Annotated in this window: 15 protein-coding genes and 1 pseudogene; 13 read left to right on the forward strand and 3 right to left on the reverse strand. The window is 70.7% G+C overall.

The window, feature by feature from the left end:
- Nucleotides 1–106: 106 nt before the first annotated feature.
- The 5 genes from RAB70_RS04305 to RAB70_RS04325 all read left to right on the forward strand — a co-directional run bounded on the left by RAB70_RS04305 (nucleotide 107) and on the right by RAB70_RS04325 (nucleotide 5,560).
- Nucleotides 107–526 carry a hotdog fold thioesterase gene (locus RAB70_RS04305; protein ID WP_148829426.1) on the forward strand — a complete coding sequence of 140 codons (420 nt, stop codon included), beginning with the start codon at nucleotides 107–109 and terminating at the stop codon, nucleotides 524–526.
- 113 nt (nucleotides 527–639) lie between these two features.
- On the forward strand, nucleotides 640–1,434 hold the full coding sequence (locus RAB70_RS04310) for a 1-acyl-sn-glycerol-3-phosphate acyltransferase (RefSeq protein WP_019801786.1): 795 nt from the start codon (nucleotides 640–642) through the stop codon (nucleotides 1,432–1,434).
- 67 nt (nucleotides 1,435–1,501) lie between these two features.
- Nucleotides 1,502–2,494 carry a YheT family hydrolase gene (locus RAB70_RS04315; RefSeq protein WP_017915141.1) on the forward strand — a complete coding sequence of 331 codons (993 nt, stop codon included), beginning with the start codon at nucleotides 1,502–1,504 and terminating at the stop codon, nucleotides 2,492–2,494.
- A gap of 358 nt (nucleotides 2,495–2,852) precedes the next feature.
- Nucleotides 2,853–4,928, forward strand: a complete 2,076-nt coding sequence (locus RAB70_RS04320; RefSeq protein WP_148829425.1) for a tetratricopeptide repeat protein — start codon at nucleotides 2,853–2,855, stop codon at nucleotides 4,926–4,928.
- Between the two features lie 20 nt (nucleotides 4,929–4,948).
- The gene (locus RAB70_RS04325; RefSeq protein ID WP_148829424.1) at nucleotides 4,949–5,560 is read left to right on the forward strand and encodes a YbhB/YbcL family Raf kinase inhibitor-like protein; all 612 of its coding nucleotides are present in this window, start codon (nucleotides 4,949–4,951) and stop codon (nucleotides 5,558–5,560) included.
- 506 nt (nucleotides 5,561–6,066) lie between these two features.
- Here RAB70_RS04325 and RAB70_RS04330 read toward each other — a convergent pair.
- Entirely contained in the window at nucleotides 6,067–6,858 is a 792-nt protein-coding gene (locus RAB70_RS04330; RefSeq protein WP_017908899.1) for an undecaprenyl-diphosphate phosphatase, read from the reverse strand.
- A gap of 223 nt (nucleotides 6,859–7,081) precedes the next feature.
- On the opposite strand from RAB70_RS04330, the gene glnA reads away from it, so the two are divergent.
- The 7 genes from glnA to RAB70_RS04365 all read left to right on the forward strand — a co-directional run bounded on the left by glnA (nucleotide 7,082) and on the right by RAB70_RS04365 (nucleotide 14,987).
- Complete coding sequence (gene glnA / locus RAB70_RS04335; RefSeq protein ID WP_017908900.1) at nucleotides 7,082–8,491, forward strand: type I glutamate--ammonia ligase; 1,410 nt, start codon at nucleotides 7,082–7,084, stop codon at nucleotides 8,489–8,491.
- A gap of 325 nt (nucleotides 8,492–8,816) precedes the next feature.
- The gene (locus RAB70_RS04340; protein WP_148829405.1) at nucleotides 8,817–9,155 is read left to right on the forward strand and encodes a P-II family nitrogen regulator; all 339 of its coding nucleotides are present in this window, start codon (nucleotides 8,817–8,819) and stop codon (nucleotides 9,153–9,155) included.
- A 19-nt stretch (nucleotides 9,156–9,174) separates the two neighbouring features.
- Nucleotides 9,175–10,620 carry an ammonium transporter gene (gene amt / locus RAB70_RS04345; protein ID WP_170268085.1) on the forward strand — a complete coding sequence of 482 codons (1,446 nt, stop codon included), beginning with the start codon at nucleotides 9,175–9,177 and terminating at the stop codon, nucleotides 10,618–10,620.
- 328 nt (nucleotides 10,621–10,948) lie between these two features.
- On the forward strand, nucleotides 10,949–11,986 hold the full coding sequence (locus tag RAB70_RS04350) for a nitrogen regulation protein NR(II) (RefSeq protein ID WP_170268086.1): 1,038 nt from the start codon (nucleotides 10,949–10,951) through the stop codon (nucleotides 11,984–11,986).
- Nucleotides 11,987–11,996: 10 nt separating this feature from the next.
- Complete coding sequence (ntrC, locus tag RAB70_RS04355; RefSeq protein ID WP_017908905.1) at nucleotides 11,997–13,427, forward strand: nitrogen regulation protein NR(I); 1,431 nt, start codon at nucleotides 11,997–11,999, stop codon at nucleotides 13,425–13,427.
- 278 nt (nucleotides 13,428–13,705) lie between these two features.
- Nucleotides 13,706–14,281 carry a superoxide dismutase family protein gene (locus tag RAB70_RS04360; protein WP_265531109.1) on the forward strand — a complete coding sequence of 192 codons (576 nt, stop codon included), beginning with the start codon at nucleotides 13,706–13,708 and terminating at the stop codon, nucleotides 14,279–14,281.
- 79 nt (nucleotides 14,282–14,360) lie between these two features.
- Nucleotides 14,361–14,987, forward strand: a complete 627-nt coding sequence (locus tag RAB70_RS04365) for a superoxide dismutase family protein (RefSeq protein WP_265531112.1) — start codon at nucleotides 14,361–14,363, stop codon at nucleotides 14,985–14,987.
- Between the two features lie 146 nt (nucleotides 14,988–15,133).
- Here the strand turns inward: RAB70_RS04365 and RAB70_RS04370 are convergent.
- Nucleotides 15,134–15,699: pseudogene (locus RAB70_RS04370) on the reverse strand (NADAR family protein).
- A gap of 211 nt (nucleotides 15,700–15,910) precedes the next feature.
- The gene (locus RAB70_RS04375; protein WP_148830360.1) at nucleotides 15,911–16,798 is read right to left on the reverse strand and encodes a hypothetical protein; all 888 of its coding nucleotides are present in this window, start codon (nucleotides 16,796–16,798) and stop codon (nucleotides 15,911–15,913) included.
- Between the two features lie 105 nt (nucleotides 16,799–16,903).
- On the opposite strand from RAB70_RS04375, the gene RAB70_RS04380 reads away from it, so the two are divergent.
- Nucleotides 16,904–18,184 carry an acetyl-CoA C-acetyltransferase gene (locus RAB70_RS04380; protein WP_148830359.1) on the forward strand — a complete coding sequence of 427 codons (1,281 nt, stop codon included), beginning with the start codon at nucleotides 16,904–16,906 and terminating at the stop codon, nucleotides 18,182–18,184.
- Nucleotides 18,185–18,239: the final 55 nt, after the last annotated feature.

Genomic DNA, 18,239 nt, shown 5'->3' on the forward strand with positions numbered 1-18,239 from the left:
AAGCAGATCCCTGCGACTTGATGCCCCGTGCAGGCGCGATAATGTCAGTGCCGGGGATGCCGCTGTTGCCAATCCCCAATCCCGACTCCCCAATCCCGGCCCTCCAATGCCCTTTCGCGAACCTGCCGATCTCGCCGTCCTCAACGCCGATTGCCGCGACACCCTGATCGCGCACCTGGGCATCGTCTTCACCGAGGCCGGGCCGGACTGGCTGCGGGCGACGATGCCGGTGGACGCGCGCACGCGGCAGCCGTACGGGCTGCTGCACGGTGGCGCATCGGTGGTGCTGTCCGAGACCCTGGGCAGCACCGCCGGCAACCTGTGCGTGGAGCCGGGGCGGATCTGCGTGGGCCTGGAAATCAACGCCAACCACCTGCGCGCCGCGCGCAGCGGCACGGTCACCGGCACCGCGCGGCCGCTGCACGTGGGCCGGACCACGCAGGTGTGGGAGATCCACATCGAGGACGCGGCCGGCAAGCCGGTGTGCGTGTCGCGGCTGACCCTGGCGGTGGTCGACCGCGGCTGAGCCCGGTCCCGGGCTGAACCCTGCCTCGGCGGTCACGGGCGACGTGTCTGCGGCTGCGTCTTCGGGGTGACACAATTGTCCGCTAGGCCCCCGCTTCCGGTACCCTTGTTCGAATGAGCGAGTTCTCCCCACCCGCCATGCGCCAATACGGTGGGGCGCTGCGCTGGGTTCGTTACGGCTACCGCGTGCCGCTGCTGGCGTTGCACGTGCTGTTGTCGCTGCCGTTCCTGCTGGTGTGCATGGCGCTGTCGCCCGGCCGCGCCGGCACCGAATCCTTCGGCGACCGCATGGTCTGCTGGTGGTCGACCTGGCTGCTGCGCATCTTCGGCCTGCGCGTGCGCCGCATCGGCGCGCCGCTGCCCAATCCGGTGCTGTTCGTCGCCAACCATGTCAGCTGGATCGACATCGTGATGCTGCACAGCCAGCGCATGATGGGCTTCGTCGCCAAGCGCGAGATCGCCGGCTGGCCGCTGGTCGGCTGGCTGGCCGCGCGCGGGCAGACCATCTTCCACCAGCGCGGCAGCACCGAGTCGCTGGGCGGGGTATTGCAGGCGATGCTGGAGCGGCTGCGCTCCGGCTGCTCGGTCGGCGTGTTCCCGGAAGGGCGCACCCGCAGCGGCCAGGACGTGGGGCCGTTCCATGCGCGCATCTTCCAGGCCGCGGTCGAGGCCGAGGTGGCGGTGCAGCCGGTGGCGCTGCGCTACGGTGCCGGCGGCTCTGCGCAGCAAATCGTCGCGTTCGGTCCGCACGAGAGTTTCTTCGCCAACTTCCTGCGTCTGCTCGGCGAACCGGGGCGGGTGGCCGAGGTGCATTTCCTGGAGCCGATCCGGCTGCAGGACGTGGAAGGGCGCCGTCGCATCGCCGAGATCTCGCGTGCGCGCATCGTCACGGCGATGGCACAACCCTGAACACCGGGACACCGACCACGCCGCGCCTGACCGATTACTCCAGTCGACGGGTGCAAGCTCGCTGCCCATGAACGCAACCGATTACTCCCCCCCTCGCTGGCTGCGCAACCCGCACGTCCAATCGGTACTGGGTTCCAGCCTGCTGCGCGTGCGCCGTGGCGAACAGTTGCTCGCCGCCAGCGGCGCCACCACCACCTCGCACATCCTCGACGGCGGCGATGGCGTGCGCCTGCAGGGCTGGCTCAGCGTGCCGGCCGGCGAAGCGCCGCGCGGCACCGTGCTGCTGCTGCACGGCTGGGAAGGCAGCGCCGATTCCAGCTACATGCGCCTGACCGCGGCGAAGATGCTGGCGCTGGGCTACCAGGTGTTCCGGCTCAACTTCCGCGACCATGGCGGCACCCACCACCTCAACGTGGACCTGTTCCACTCCGAGCGGCTGGACGAAGTGGTCAACGCCGCCTGCGACCTGTGGCGGCGCTTCCCGGCGCCGACCCTGCTCGCCGCCGGCTACTCGCTGGGCGGCAACTTCGCCCTGCGCCTGGCGCTGCGCGCGCCGGCGGCGGGGCTGCCGCTGCAGCACGTGGCCGCGGTGTGCCCGTTGCTGGACCCGGCCACCACCATGCAGCGGATCGAGAACGGCCCGCAGTTCTACGACTGGTATTTCCGCCGCAAGTGGCGCGAGTCGCTGCTGCGCAAGCGCGAACTGTTCCCCGACCGCCACGGCTACGACGACGCCACCCTGGCGCTGGACATGCGCGGGCTGATGGCCTGGCTGGCCGAGCGCCATGCCGGCTTCGCCAGCCTGGACGCCTATTTCGACAGCTACTGCATCGCCGGCGAGCGCCTGCAAGGCCTGCGCGTGCCGGCCGACATCCTGATGGCCGAGGACGACCCGGTGATCCCCCTGGACGACTTCCGCAGCTGGCGCCTGCCCGACCTCGCGCGGCTGGAGATCGCCCGCTGGGGCGGGCATTGCGGCTTCATCGAGAACGCGCGCGGCGACGGCTTCGCCGAACGCTGGGTGGCCGAACGGCTGACCGAGGGGCTGGTGGAGGCCTAAGCGGCGTTGCGCGCAGGCCGGCGGGCGACCTCGCCCGCGCCGGCGTGCGGCAGGCGGTCGGCAAGGTGGGCGCACCGGGATTCCCGGGTGTGGCACGCGTCGATGCTCCTTCCGCCGTTCCCGCACCATCACCGCCGCCGCCACGTAGCGCTGCCCGGCGCACCGAGTCATCTGCGCAGCCCGGCATGTTCGGCGCGCCTCGCCGCCGCGTGGCCTCAGTCCCCCGCAGCGTCGGCGGCACGGCCGCTCCCAGCGAGGCCCGATGCGCCCGGTGTGCACGCCGCGCGGACGCAGGTGCCACCGCGGGGCGGCCCGATGCTCCCGCTACAATGCGGGTTTGCCCCGAAGCCGGACCCACATGCACCAGCCCATTCTCGACGCCCTGCGCCGCCAGGACACCGCCGACGCGCTGCGTCTCGCCCAGACCTGGGCCGCCGAGGCCGCCGACGACCCGCAGGCCTTCCGCTGGCTGGCGCTGGCGCAGCAGCAGCACGGCGAGACCGCCGCCGCACTGGACAGCATCGGCCGCGCGATCGCGCTGGCGCCGGAAGACGCCAGCCTGCACCTGCTGCACGCCGGCATGCTGGTCAGCGCCAACGACCTGGCCCAGGCCGAGGACGCACTGGCGCAGACCGCGGCGCTGGATCCCAACGAATTCCTCGCCTACGTGATGCGCGCGCATCTGGCGCTGGGCCGCGGCGACCTGGACGAAGTGGAGCGGCTCAGCCGCACCGCCGCGCGCCTGCAGCCGGAACATCCGCAACTGCTCGGCGTGGACGGCATGCTGGCGCTGCGCCGCGGCGACGCCGACCGCGCGCTGGCGCTGCTCGCGCGCGCCAGCAACGCGCTGCCGGACGATCCGCGCCTGCTCTACGCGCTGGGTTTCGCCTACCTGGACAAGCAGCACTTCGCCTTCGCCGAGACCGCGTTCCGCCGCGTCGCCGCGCTCACCCCGGGCACCGGCGCGGCGATGATGGCGCTGGTCGCGCAGTTGGCCTACCGCCAGGGCCGCCTGGACGACGCCATCACCGCGCTGGAGGCGGTGCTGGCCGCTCCGGCCGGCGATACCGCCAACATGCGCCGGCTGGCCGGCGAATACGCCCTGCAGGCCGACCGCCCGGCCGAGGCGCTGGACCACCTGCGCCGCACCCTGGCGGTGGCCCCGGCCGACCGCCGCACCCTGCACGCCGCGCTGATCGCCTGGCAGCGGCTGGGCACGATCGACGATGCCCGCGCCACCCTGGAAGCGGCGCTGGCCACCACCACCGACGCCCACGACCTGTGGCTGGCCCGGCTGGCGCTGGAGCCGGTGGGCGGCCCCGAGGCACGCGCGCTGATCGCGCGCTGGCAGGCGGCGATGCCGGCGCACGTGCCGGCGCTGGAAGCGCAGCTGCGGGTGCACGACATGGCCGGCGAACGCGACCAGGGCGAGGCCGTGGCGCAGCGCATCGTGGCGCTGGAACCGGGCCGGCTCAGCGGCGAGGAACGCCTGGTCGAGGCGCTGCTGGAGCGCGGCGAGCACGACGCCGCCATCGACCACGTGCGCGGCCTGATGCAGCGCATGCCCGAACGCGACCGCACCGTGGTGCGGCCCTGGCTGGCGGCGGTGCAGGATGCGGCCGGGCGCCCGGACGACGCGCTGGCGACCTGGGTGGCCTTCCAGGAGGAACAGTTGCCGCATCGCCTGCCGCTGCCGCCGCTGGGCCAGGCCCCGGCGCAGTGGCCGCCGCTGGGCAGTGTCGACCCGCAGAACCAGGCCCGCCCGCTGTTCGTCTGGGGTCCGCCGGGCAGCGGCGTGGAGCGGGTGATCGCGGTGATCGATGCGGCCAGCCCGGTGCTGCGCGGCGACCGCTTCGGCCCGCAGCCGCCGACCGACGGCCTGCAGCGCTTCCGCAGCGTCGAGGAACTGGACAGCGGCGCCCTGGACGGCGCGGCGCTGGTCGCGGAGTGGCGCGCGCAATTGCCGGCGCGCGGCGTCGCCGACGGCAACGTCGTCGACTGGCTGCTGTGGTGGGACAACGCGCTGCTGCGCGCGCTGCGCCCGCACCTGCCGGAAGGGCGGCTGCTGGTGGTGCTGCGCGACCCGCGCGACATGCTGCTGGACTGGCTGGCCAACGGTGCCCCGGCGCCGCTGGCCCTGGCCTCGCCGGAGACCGGCGCGCAATGGCTGGCGGCGGTGTTGGCGCAGGTCGCCGACCTGCACGAACAGGATCTGTATCCGCACCACCTGGTGCGCCTGGACGGCACCGAGCACGATCCGGCCGGCGTGGCGGCGGCGCTGGAGCAGGCGTTCGGCGTGGCGTTCCCGACCATCGCCACGGTCGGCCCGCCGCGCCTGGCCGCCGGCCACTGGCGCGCCTACGCCACGCCGCTGGCCGCCGCCTTCGCGCTGCTGACGCCGGTGGCGGTGCGCCTTGGCTACCCTGAAACCTGATTCCCCAAGGAGATTCACGCATGCGTCTTCGCAGTGACAGTATCCAGCCGGGTCAGCCCATCGCCGCGACCTACGCGATGGGCCAGGCCGACGGCTTCGGCGGCAACCGCAATCCCGACCTCGCCTGGGACGCGGTGCCGGCCGGCACCCAGTCCTTCGTGCTGCTGTGCGTCGATCCGGACGTGCCGACCGTGGCCGAGATGGTCGGCCGCGACGACGTGCAGATCCCGGTCGAACAACCGCGCACCGAATTCGTGCATTGGGTGGCGGTGGACCTGCCCGCCGACCTGCGCGAGATCGCCGAAGGCAGCGCCAGCGACGGCGTGGTGGCCAAGGGCAAGCAGCAACCGCCCGGCCTGGACGGCGCGCGGCAGGGACTGAACAGCTACACCGACTGGTTCGCCGGCGACGCGGCGATGGGGGGCGACTACCACGGCTACGACGGCCCGTATCCGCCGGCCAACGACCTGCGTGTGCACCGCTACTTCTTCCGCCTGTTCGCCCTGGATGTGGCGCGCCTGGACGTGCCGGCACGCTTCACCGCCGCCGACGCCTTGCGCGCGATGCAGGGCCACGTGCTGGCCGAAGCCAGCCTGCACGGCACCTACAGCCTCAATCCGGCGGCGAAGTGAGCCATAAAGCCCCTCTCCCGCCGGGAGAGGGGTTGGGGTGAGGGTCCGGCGCGCGAAGCGCCTCGCCGATCTGTCATTGCGAGGCTTCGCCCGCACCCTCATCCGCCCCTGCGGGGCACCTTCTCCCGGGGGGGGAGAAGGGAAGAGCCAGAGCCCCTCTCCCGCCGGGAGAGGGGTTGGGGTGAGGGTCGGGGCGCGCAGCGCCTCGCCGATCTGACATTGCGAGGCTTCGCCCGTACCCTCATCCGCCCCTTTGGGGCACCTTCTCCCGACGGGAGAAGGGAAAAGCCAAAGCCCCTCTCCCGCCGGGAGAGGGGTTGGGGTGAGGGTCCGGCGCGCGAAGCGCTTAGCCCGATCTGACATTGCGAGGCTCCGCCCGTACCCTCATCCGCCCCTTCGGGGCACCTTCTCCCGATGGGAGAAGGGAGAAGCCAAAGCCCCTCTCCCGCCGGGAGAGGGGTTGGGGTGAGGGTAAGGAGCGCGCAGCGCCTCGCCGACTCAACCCCTCACGCCGCCGGCAACCACAGCAGCAGCGCCGCGCCCAGCACGATGCGGTACACCGCGAAGGCGGTGAAGCGGTGCGACTTGATGTAGCCCAGCAGCCACTTCACCACTACAAAGCCGGTGACCATCGAGGCGACGAAGGCCAGGGCCACGTCGCCCCAGTTCTCGCTGCCCAGGCCGCCGTCCTTGTACAGCTCCAGGAACGAATACGCGCTGGCCGCGAACATGGTCGGAATGCCGACCAAGAAGGCGAACTCGGCCGCGGCCGAGCGCTTGCTCAGGCCCAGCAGCATCGCCAGGAAGATCGTCGCCGCCGAGCGCGAGGTGCCGGGGAACACGCCGGCCACCACCTGCGCCAGGCCGACCGCGATGGCCACCGTCCAGGTCACCGTCTCGCGCTCCGGCATGCGCGCAGCGAAGTACTCGGCCACCAGCATCCACACGCCGCCGATCACCAACGCCCACGCCACCGGCTGCACGCTGTCCGGCAACTGCCAGCCGGCCTTGCGGACGATGAGACCGACCACCGCGGTCACCAGGAAGGCGGCGCCCAGCTTGAAGGCGTAGTCGCGGTTGGCGCGGTCGCCCAGGCCGGTGGCCAGGTCCCACAGGCGCTGCCGGAACACCAGGGTGGTGGCCAGGATCGCGCCGGCCTGGATCACGATGTTGAAGAAGTCGGACCGGTGGCCGAGCCAGCGCTCGGCGATCAACAGGTGCCCGGTGCTGGAGATGGGCAGGAATTCGGTCAGGCCTTCGATGATGCCCAGCAGCAGGGCCGACAACAGATCGCTCATGGAGGAGAGGGTCGCTTTGGGGGAGGGGAAGCTGCGCAAGGATAGAGCATCCGCCTTCCGCACAAATTTGGTGCGTTCAGGTGTGAATGCACCACGAAAGTGCAGTGCATTTGCATCCTTCGCGTGCACGCTTCAGCAGAATCAAGGGCTTGTGAGTGCCACACGCTTGGCATGGCGATTGCTGATACTCGCCCACGCCCTTCACAACCCGAGGTTGCATCGAATGTCTGCGGAAACTATTGAGAAGCTGGTCAAGGACAACAAGATCGAGTTCGTCGACCTGCGCTTCGTCGACATGCGCGGCGTGCAGCAGCACGTCACCTTCCCGGTCAGCATCATCGAGCCGGCGCTGTTCGAGGAAGGCAAGATGTTCGACGGCAGCTCGATCGCCGGCTGGAAGGGCATCAACGAGTCGGACATGGTCCTGCTGCCCGACGCCGACACCGCCTTCGTCGATCCGTTCATGGCCGATCCGACCCTGGTGCTGACCTGCGACATCCTCGACCCGGCCACCATGCAGAGCTACGGCCGCGACCCGCGCGGCGTGGCCAAGCGCGCCGAGGCCTACCTGAAGTCCAGCGGCATCGCCGACCAGGCGTTCTTCGGCCCGGAGCCGGAATTCTTCATCTTCGACGGCGTGCGCTTCGGCAACGAGATGGGCCACACCTTCTTCAAGATCGATTCGGAAGAAGCGGCCTGGAGCAGCGGCAGCAAGATCGAAGGCGGCAACAGCGGCTACCGCCCGGCGGTCAAGGGCGGCTACTTCCCGGTGCCGCCGACCGACTCGCTGCAGGACCTGCGCGCCGAGATGTGCAAGACCCTGGAGCAGGTCGGCATCGAAGTCGAAGTGCACCACCACGAAGTGGCCACCGCCGGCCAGTGCGAGATCGGCACCAAGTTCAACTCGCTGGTGAAGAAGGCCGACGAGCTGATGATGATGAAGTACATCATCAAGAACGTCGCCTACCGCAACGGCAAGACCGCGACCTTCATGCCCAAGCCGATCGTCGGCGACAACGGCTCGGGCATGCACGTGCACCAGTCGCTGGCCAAGGGCGGCACCAACCTGTTCTCCGGCGACGGCTACGGCGGCCTGTCGCAGATGGCGCTGTGGTACATCGGCGGCATCTTCAAGCACGCCAAGGCGATCAACGCCTTCACCAATTCCGGCACCAACAGCTACAAGCGTCTGGTCCCGGGCTTCGAGGCGCCGGTGATGCTGGCCTACTCGGCGCGCAACCGTTCGGCCTCGTGCCGCATTCCGTGGGTGTCCAACCCGAAGGCGCGCCGCATCGAGATCCGCTTCCCGGATCCGCTGCAGTCCGGCTACCTGACCTTCGCCGCGCTGATGATGGCCGGCCTGGACGGCATCAAGAACCAGATCGACCCGGGCGCGCCCAGCGACAAGGACCTGTACGACCTGCCGCCGGAAGAAGAGAAGCAGATCCCGCAGGTGTGCTCCAGCCTCGACCAGGCGCTGGAAGCGCTGGACGCCGACCGCGAGTTCCTCAAGGCCGGCGGCGTGTTCACCGACGACTTCATCGACGGCTACATCGCGCTGAAGATGCAGGAAGTGACCAAGTTCCGCGCGGCCACGCACCCGCTGGAATACCAGCTGTACTACGCCAACTGAGTTCCACGCGCGGCGATGGCGAAGGCTTCCCCTCCCTCCTTCGCCATCGCCGCCACCTGCCCGGCTGGGGAGCCGCGCAGGTGGTCCGCGCCCACCATCGCGTCATCGAGTGTCCAGGGGATGGACCGCGCAACAGAGCGCTTGCGTGCCGTGGGCCACGTTCCCTCCCACGTCGCCGTCGCCGCCGCACCTTGGGTGCGGTGGGCCACGGCGTGATCCACGGAACGCATCGCGCAGCAGCACCCGCGCCGTTCGCGGCGCGGTCGATGGGCCCAGTGCCGGTCGGCCTTCGGCGGCCGGTTCCTTCCACCAACGGGGTATGCGCATGAAACTGATCACCGCCATCATCCGGCCATTCAAGCTCGACGAGGTCCGCGAGGCCTTGTCGCAGGCTGGGGTGTCCGGCATCACCGTCACCGAGGTCAAGGGCTTCGGTCGGCAGAAGGGCCACACCGAGTTGTATCGCGGTGCCGAGTACGTCGTCGACTTCCTGCCCAAGATCAAGATCGAGACCGTGGTGACCGACGAGCGTCTGGATGCCGTGGTCGAGGCGATCCAGGGCGCGGCCGGCACCGGCAAGATCGGCGACGGCAAGATCTTCGTCAACGCCATCGAGCAGGTCGTCCGCATCCGTACCGGCGAAATCGGCGCCGATGCGCTCTAACCCCACCTTGGAGCCCTTCATGAAGACAGGTCTGTTCGCCGGGTGGAAGGCCCGGTTCTACGCGGTATGCATGCTGATGCTGGTCAGCGCGATGGCGGTCGGCATCCCCGGCAAGGCGTTCGCCCAGGCCGAAACCACCCCGGCGCCGACGCCGGACGTGGTCACCGAACAACTGACGCCGCCGCCTGCACCGGCCGCCGCGCCGGCCGCAGCCGCGGCCACGCCGGCGCCGGTGGTGGACAAGGGCGACGTCGCCTGGATGCTCACCTCCACGCTGCTGGTGCTGCTGATGGTGGTGCCCGGCCTGGCGCTGTTCTACGGCGGCATGGTCCGCGCCAAGAACGTGCTGTCGGTGCTGATCCAGGTCGGCGTGGTGTTCTCGCTGATCGCGGTGCTGTGGGTGGTGTACGGCTACAGCCTGGCGTTCGCCGACGGCGGTCCGTTCATCGGCACGCTGCACAAGGCGCTGCTGGCCGGCGTCGACACCACCACGCTGGCCGACACCTTCTCCAAGGGCTTCAAGCTGCCGGAGTACGTGTTCGTCGCCTTCCAGTTGACCTTTGCCGGCATCACCGGCGCGCTGATCGTCGGCGCCTTCGCCGAGCGGGTGAAGTTCGCCGCGGTGCTGCTGTTCGTGGTCATCTGGTTCACCTTCGGCTACCTGCCGCTGGCGCACATGGTGTGGTCGGCCCCGGGCTTCCTGTTCGGCAAGGGCGCGCTGGACTTCGCCGGCGGCACGGTGGTCCACATCAACGCCGGCGTGGCCGGTCTGGTCGGGTCCTACTTCGTCGGCAAGCGCCTGGGCTTCGGCCACACCGCGCTGAAGCCGCACAACGTGACCCTGACCTTCGTCGGCGCCTCGCTGCTGTGGGTGGGCTGGTTCGGCTTCAACGCCGGCTCGGCGCTGGAAGCCAACGCCACCGCCGCACTGGCCTTCCTCAACACCCTGCTGGCCACCGCCGCGGCGGTGCTGGCCTGGTCGCTGACCGAGAAGGTGATCAAGGGCAAGTCCTCGGCGCTGGGCGTGGCCTCGGGCATGGTCGCCGGCCTGGTCGGCATCACCCCCGCCGCCGGCACCGTGGGGCCGTTCGGCGCCATCGCCATCGGCGTGGCCGCCGGCGTGATCTGCGTGTGGGGCGTGACCGGGCTGAAGAAGCTGCTCAATGCCGACGACACCCTGGACGTGTTCGGCGTGCACGGCGTCGGCGGCATCGTCGGCGCGATCCTCACCGGCGTGTTCACCGACAAGGCGCTGGGTGGCATGGGCTACGCCGAGGGCGTGACCATGGGCCACCAGGTGCTGGTGCAGGCCGAAGGCGTGCTGATCACCGTCGGCTGGATCGGCGTGGTCTCGGTGGTCGGCTTCCTGATCGCCAAGCTGGTGATCGGCCTGCGCGTGCCGGAAGACGCCGAGCGCGAGGGCCTGGACATCACCTCGCATGGCGAATCCGCCTACGAGTTGTGAGTTTCGCCGGCCCGCGACGGCGGTCGCGGGCCTTGTCGCAGTGAGTGTGACCGGTGCTGGTGGCCGGCCCTCGCGACCGCGGCCTTCGCCGGCGCTTCCTGGGGGGAAGCGCCGGCCATTCTCAAAAGATCGAGGTATTCCGCGTGGCCATTCGCCTCGCCACACCCCCGGCTTTCCGCAAGATTCCTGGTTGCGTCGTGATGCAGGGCCGGGTGGCACCACCCACTGGTCGTCAGGCGGCTGCGCGACGCGCCATCCGCAAGGGCAGCGGCCGCGTCATGCGCCGCATGCCCGTGTCGCCTGCCTGGCTTTGCACTACATTGGTGCAATGACCATGAACACCACGCCGCCCCCGCTTTCCGCCCTTGGCACCCCGGTGGTCTGGGCTGATACCGACGGCCGCCTGCGCGGCGCCAATCCCGCTTTCGCGCGCTGGCTCGGGGTCAGCGTGCGGCGCCTGCTCGACCAGCCGCTGGCCTCGCTGGAAGTGCAGGGCGATGCGCTCGCACGGTTCCTGCGCAACGACGAGCGCGACGTGCTGCGCCTGCACCGCATGGCCCTGGCCGTGCCCGGCGAGCCGCCGCGCTTCGCCGAAGGCTGGCTGTCGCGGCTGGACGACGGCGGCTGGCTGCTGGAAGCGCACCCGGTCGACGAGTTCCCCACGCCGGACCCGGCGCAGGCCCTGCCGAACGCGCTCAGCGCGGCGCTCAAGGGCCTGGCCCACGAACTGCGCAATCCGCTGGCCGGGCTCAAGGGCGCCGCGCAGCTGCTGGCGCGCCGCGCCCAGCACCGCGACGAGGACGAGCGCGAACTGATCGAACTGATCGGCGCGGAGATCGAGCGCCTCAACAGCCTGCTCGACCAGTTGCTGTCGCCGGCGCCGGCACGCCCGCACGCCATGCTCAACATCCACGCCGTGCTGGAACGGGTGCTGCGCCTGGCCGAGAACGAAGGCGGCTGGTCGGTGCGCCTGCAACGCGACTACGACCCCAGCATCCCCGAATTCCTCGGCGATGCCGACCGCCTCACCCAGGCGGTGTGGAACCTGGTGCGCAACGCGATCCAGGCCGGCGCCGCGCAGGTCACCTTGCGCACCCGCGTCGAGCACGGCCAGCGCATCCGCGACCGCGTGCACGCGCGCGGCCTGCGCCTGGAGATCGTCGACGACGGCCGCGGCGTACCCGAGGAACTGGCCGAGCACCTGTTCCTGCCGCTGGTCAGCGGCCGCGCCGAAGGCAGCGGCCTGGGCCTGGCGCTGGCCCAGCAGGTGGCGCGCGAGCATGCCGGCTCGCTGACCTACCGCTCCCGCCCCGGCCACACCGTGTTCACCCTGCTGCTGCCGCAGCGCGCAGCGGACACCGATTAGGAGCACTGCGATGACCGACTCCCTGCAAGGAACGCAACGTATCTGGGTGGTCGACGACGACCGTTCGGTGCGCTTCGTGCTGTCCACCGCGCTGCGCGACGCCGGCTACAGCGTCGACGGCTTCGACAGCGCCGCCGCCGCGCTGCAGGCGCTGGCGCAGCGGCCCATGCCCGACCTGCTGTTCACCGACGTGCGCATGCCCGGCGACGACGGTCTGGTGCTGCTGGACAAGCTCAAGGCCGCGCACCCGCAACTGCCGGTGATCGTGATGTCCGCCTACACCGACGTGGCCAGCACCGCCGGCGCGTTCCGCGGCGGCGCCCACGAGTTCCTATCCAAGCCGTTCGACCTGGACGATGCGGTGGCGCTGGCCGCACGCGCGCTGCCCGATGCCGGCAGCGCCATCGCCGCGGCACCGCCAGTGGCGCCGGCCGGGCAGGGCAGCACCGAACTGATCGGCGACACCCCGGCGATGCGCGCGCTGTTCCGTGCCATCGGCCGGCTGGCGCAGGCGCCGCTGTCGGTGCTGATCAACGGCGAGACCGGCACCGGCAAGGAACTGGTCGCGCACGCGCTGCACACCGAGTCGCCGCGCGCGCGCAAACCGTTCGTCGCGCTCAACACCGCGGCGATCCCGGCCGAACTGCTGGAGAGCGAACTGTTCGGCCACGAGGCCGGCGCCTTCACCGGCGCGCAGCGCCGCCACATCGGTCGCTTCGAGCAGGCCGACGGCGGCACCCTGTTCCTGGACGAAATCGGCGACATGCCGCTGCCGCTGCAGACCCGGCTGCTGCGCGTGCTGGCCGAGAACGAGTTCTTCCGCGTCGGCGGGCGCGAACTGATCCGGGTCGACGTGCGGGTCATCGCCGCCACCCACCAGGATCTGGAAGCGCTGGTCGAACAGGGCCGCTTCCGCGCCGACCTGTTGCACCGCCTGGACGTGGTGCGATTGCAGTTGCCGCCGCTGCGCGAGCGTCGCGCCGACGTGCCGCAACTGGCCGAGAACTTCCTGGCGATGGCCGCGCGCAAGCTCGACACCCCGCCCAAGCGGCTGGCGCCGGCGGCGCTGGACGCGCTGCGCGCCTATCCGTGGCCGGGCAACGTGCGCGAACTGGAGAACGTGTGCTGGCGCCTGGCCGCGCTGGCGCCGGCGGAGATCATCGATGCCGGCGACGTCGAGGCCGCCCTGCTGCGCGGCGGCCGCCGCGAGCGCAGCGGCGACGGCGGAGAGTGGGACACGCAACTGTCGGCCTGGGCGCAGCAGCGCCTGTCCGACGGCGCCGAGGGCCTGCACGCCGAGGCCCGCGAACGCTTCGACAAGGCGCTGCTGGAAGTGGCGCTGCGCTTCACCCAGGGCCGCCGCGCCGAAGCCGCCGCCCGCCTGGGCGTGGGCCGTAACACCGTCACCCGCAAGCTGGGGCCGGGGCGGCGGCGGCGCTGAAGCGCGGGATCGGGAATGACCAGCCTGCGGCTGTTGAGAGCCGGGATTGGGGATTCGCAACGGCGAGGCCCCACGTCCGGTCGGATCTCGCCCGCTGCATGCGGCGCGTGTTGCGGCATGACGTCGCAGGTCATTGCGCCGAACCGCCTGGCGCTACGCTCTTGCGAATCCCCAATCCCCAATCCCCAATCCCGCCCGATTAGACTGCGCCCCGTGCACCTTCATGGGGTCTGCACGGCCGCCCCTCTAGTTTCGCCCTGCCACAGGAGTCGATGTCGATGCGTTACGGATTGCCCCTCGCCGCGAGTGCCTTGTTGATGCTGGCCGCGTGCAGCAGCGCGCCGCCCAAGGCCCCGCCGCCGCCGCCCAAGGCGCCGCCGCTGGCCAGTGCCGGCACCGTGCAGCAGGCGCAGGCCGTGCTGGCGCCGGCCTCCGGCAGTCTGGTCAGCGGCAAGCTGTCGCTGGTCGCCGCCCCCGGTGGCGTGCGCATCACCGGCACCCTCGGCGGCCTGCAGCCCAACCACAGCTTTGCCTTCCACGTGCATGAGCGCGGCGATTGCAGCGCGGCCGATGCCAGCAGCGCCGGCGGCCACTTCAATCCGCTCGGCGCGCCGCACGGCCGCGCCGGCAGCGGCCCGCACCACGCCGGCGACATGGACAACCTCAACGCCACGGCCGATGGCACCGCGCAGATCGACGTGCTGCTGCACGGCGTGGTGCTCGGCGGCGGCGCGGCCAACGATATTGTCGGCCGCGCATTGGTGGCACACGCAGATCCCGATGATTACCACAGTCAGCCGGCCGGCAATGCCGGCGCGCGCGTGGCCTGCGGCGTGATCCGCCCGCTGCGCTGACCTCGCATCGCTACTTCCGCCCGGGTCCGCCTGGGAGGTCCGTCCGCATTCCGCGGCTCTGCAACGAAGGAGAACCCCCGTGCGTCGTACCCTTCCCAGTCTGCTGTTCCTGGCCACCACCCTGGCGCTGAGCGCCTGCAAGCGCGAAGAACCCGCCTCCACCCCGGCGGCGACCCCCGAACCCGCCGCCGCCCCGGCCGCGAGCGCACCGCCGGCCGCGACCAACGCCACCGGCAGCGCCAGCGCCGCGCTCAGCCCGACCCAGGGCAACGAAGTGGCCGGCGAGGTCAAGTTCACCACCGTCGACGGCGCGGTGCACGTCACCGGCACCATCACCGGGCTCAAGCCCAACAGCGAACACGGCTTCCACATCCACGAGTTCGGCGACTGCAGCGCGCCGGACGGCAGCAGTGCCGGCGGCCACTTCAACCCGGCCAAGACCGAGCACGGCCAGGTCGGCAGCGATCCGCACCACGGCGGCGACATGCCCAATCTCAAGGCCGACGCCGAGGGCAAGGCGACCATCGATGCGGCGGTGTCCAACAACGTCAACATCGGCAAGGGCGACGGCTTCGACATCCTCAACCACGCGGTGATCGTCCACGCCGACCCGGACGACTACAAGAGCCAGCCCACCGGCAACGCCGGCGGCCGCCTGGCCTGTGGCGTGATCAAGGGCGACGCGGCGGCCGCGCCGGCGCAGTAAGTGCACGCTGGATGACATTCGCGATGGCGGCATCCGTGTTGCGGGCGCCGCTGTCTTTCGCTTCCTGGATCCGCTGATATCCGGAAAGTGGCTCCAGTCGCGCCGGATCGAGGCTGCATGAAGCAGAGCGGCATCGTGTGTCGCGCTCAGCGAGGATCTGATTCCGCCAGTCGCCGGCGGACCTCCATCAGGGCGAAGCCCAGCAGGTTCTCGCCCTGCCACGTCGTGGGATCGGCGGCGCGCGGGTCGTCCGCCGCCAGGCCGATGCCCCAGATCCGATCGACCGGACTGGCTTCGACCAGCACCCTGTCGCCGGTCCCGAGCAGGAGGTCTTCAGCGCCGCGTGCTGGCCGAATTTGCCCAGGTTGCCCGCGATGACCAACTGCATGCGGGCATCGCGCCAGGTGGATTCATCGAAACCCTGGATCTCCCGCCCGATCGCCTTGGCTTCTCCGGGATGCGCGGCGGCCAGAATGCGGGCACAGGCGGCATGGTCGCCGAACAGCCGCGCCTTGCCGGCCATCATGTAATGCTCGGCGGTGAGGTAGGTCACCGAATCGAGCACGAACGGCGCCTCGAACCATTGGCTGAAACAACTGCGGTCGATGGCGCCGGGCTGTTTCGGCGTATGCCCCCAGAAGTGGACGAACTTGAGGTGTTCGCCCGCCTGTTGGCGCGCGCACAGCGCGTCCACGGTCAACACGGTGTGCATGGATGTCCCTGCTGGAAATCAAGTTCGTCTGCACTGCTGCAACCCCGCGGTGCCAGGCCAGCGCCGTGGATGCTGCGACATGCCGTTGCGGCCACCTGTCGCTGCGTCAGCCCGGTATCGCGTTCTCTCTCCAACTGCGCCTGCCGGAGTCCACCGCTGGCCCGCTTGCTCCTTTCGGGCGGTGACACGCCAGTGGAGGTGCTGACGCGGCTCAGGCCGCCAGCAACGCCTGCTTGGCGTCCTGCCCGCTCTCGCAATGCACGTACAGCACCGGCAGGCCGTGGGCCTCGAGCACCGCGGCCAGTTGCCGCTGGCGCGCCAGGTACTGCTCGTAGACCCGCTGCAGGCGTTCGCAGTCCTGGCGGTCGTAGGCGTAGTGCGCGCACCAGCTGGCCGGGTCGAACAGCGCCATGCGCACCTCGCCTTCGCGGTAGCGCAGCAGCGGCTCCGGCGGGGCCTGCAGCCATTCTTCCTGGTCCGGCGCCAGCAGCGCGGTCTCGATCAACGGCCACAGCGGCGCCAGGCCCTGGTTGTCGTACTGCATCGACATCATCGCTGCCAGGTCGTGGCCGGTCAGGTAGCGGGCGTGCTCGATCTCCGCGCCAAAGCCCTGCTGCGCGAGCAGCGCGGTATCGGCCTGCGCCATGCCCTGCGCCAGCAACACGTCCTCCAGCGCTTCGGCCACCGCCTGCACGGTGTCGGCCGGGCCGCTGAGCAGGAACGGCACCACCCGCAATGCGCCGCCGCGCAGGCCGGCGTCGGCCTGGAACGGCAGCGGCACGCTGCCGTCGGCATCGGTGCCGAAGGCCAGCAGTCGCGGGCCTTCGGCGCGGCCGGGCGCGCGGGCGGCGAGTTCCTCCAGGCGCCGGTGCAGCGGCCAGCCCGGACGCAACGCTTCGGCCGGGTCGAAATGCGCGCCGGCCAGGCTCAGTTCCAGTTCGCGCACCGCCGGCACCAGTTGCGCCAGGTCGCGGCCGACCTTCTCGGCCAGTTCGGCGGCCTGCGCATGCGGCAGCGCCGGGTGCGCCGGTTCGCGCCCGGAGGACAATTCCAGGGCGATGACCCCGTGGGCGTGGCGAGTGGCGGAGGCTTGGGTCATGGGATTGGCGGTTGGCCCGTCGCGGGCGCATAGCTACACTCGCTTCATTATGCCTGCGCTACCGTACAGGCCATGTCCCCGACTCCCCTCGCGCGAGGTAATCCCATGCCAGCAGCCCGTCCCGTCGCCATTCTCGGCGGCGTCCGCATTCCGTTTTGCCGGCAGAACACGGCGTATGCGGATGTCGGGAACCTCGGCATGTCGGTGCGCACGCTGGGCGCGCTGGTCGAGCGTTACGGGCTGCACGGGCAGCAGCTGGGCGAAGTGGCGATGGGCGCGGTGATCAAGCATTCCAGCGACTGGAACCTGGGCCGCGAGGCGGCGCTGTCCTCCGGGCTGTCGCCGCTGACTCCGGGCATCACCCTGCAGCGCGCCTGCGGCACCAGCCTGGACAGCATCATCACCGTCGCCAACAAGATCGCGCTGGGGCAGATCGAGTCGGGCATCGGCGGCGGTTCGGACACCACCTCCGAGGTGCCGATCGTCTACGGCAAGAAGCTGCGCGCGCGGCTTCTTGCGGCCAACCGCGCCAAGAACACCGGCGACAAGCTGCGCGCGCTGACCCGCGGCTTCAAGTTCGCCGAGCTCAAGCCCGAGTTCCCGGGCGTGGCCGAGCCGCGCACCGGCAAGAGCATGGGCGACCACTGCGAGGACATGGCCAAGCAGTGGAACATCTCGCGCGATTCGCAGGACGCCTGGGCGGTGTCCTCGCACCACAAGCTGGCCGCCGCCTACGAGCGCGGCTTCTTCGCCGACCTGATCGCGCCCTTCCGCGGCGTGGAGCGCGACAACATCCTGCGCGCGGATACCTCCCTGGAGAAGCTGGCCACGCTGAAGCCGGCCTTCGACAAGGTCAGCGGCCGCGGCACCCTGACCGCGGCCAACTCGACGCCGCTGACCGACGGCGCCGCCGCGGTGTTGCTGGCCTCGGAAGAATGGGCGCAGGCGCATGGCCACGTGCCGATGGCCTATCTGCGCGATGCGCAGGTGTCGGCGATGGATTTCGTGCACGGCGAAGGCCTGTTGATGGCGCCGACCGTGGCCGTGCCGGAGATGCTCAAGCGCCACGGTCTGCGCCTGCAGGACTTCGACATCTACGAGATCCACGAGGCCTTCGCCGCGCAGGTGCTGTGCACCCTGCGTGCCTGGGAGAGCGAGGATTACTGCCGCACCCGGCTCGGCCTGGATGCGCCGCTGGGGCAGATCGATCCGGCCAAGATCAACCCGGTGGGCTCATCGCTGGCCACCGGCCATCCGTTCGCCGCGACCGGCGCGCGCATCGTCGCCACCGTCGCCAAGCAACTGGTCGAACGCGGCGGCGGCCGCGCGCTGATCTCCATCTGCACCGCCGGCGGCATGGGCGTGGTGGCGATCGTCGAACGCTGAGCGTCACCGCGCGCTGGCACTCGTGCCGGCGTGCGCCGCGCCACGGCCTTCGGCC

Origin of the sequence: Xanthomonas sontii (assembly GCF_040529055.1) — a bacterium.
Lineage (GTDB): Bacteria > Pseudomonadota > Gammaproteobacteria > Xanthomonadales > Xanthomonadaceae > Xanthomonas_A > Xanthomonas_A sontii.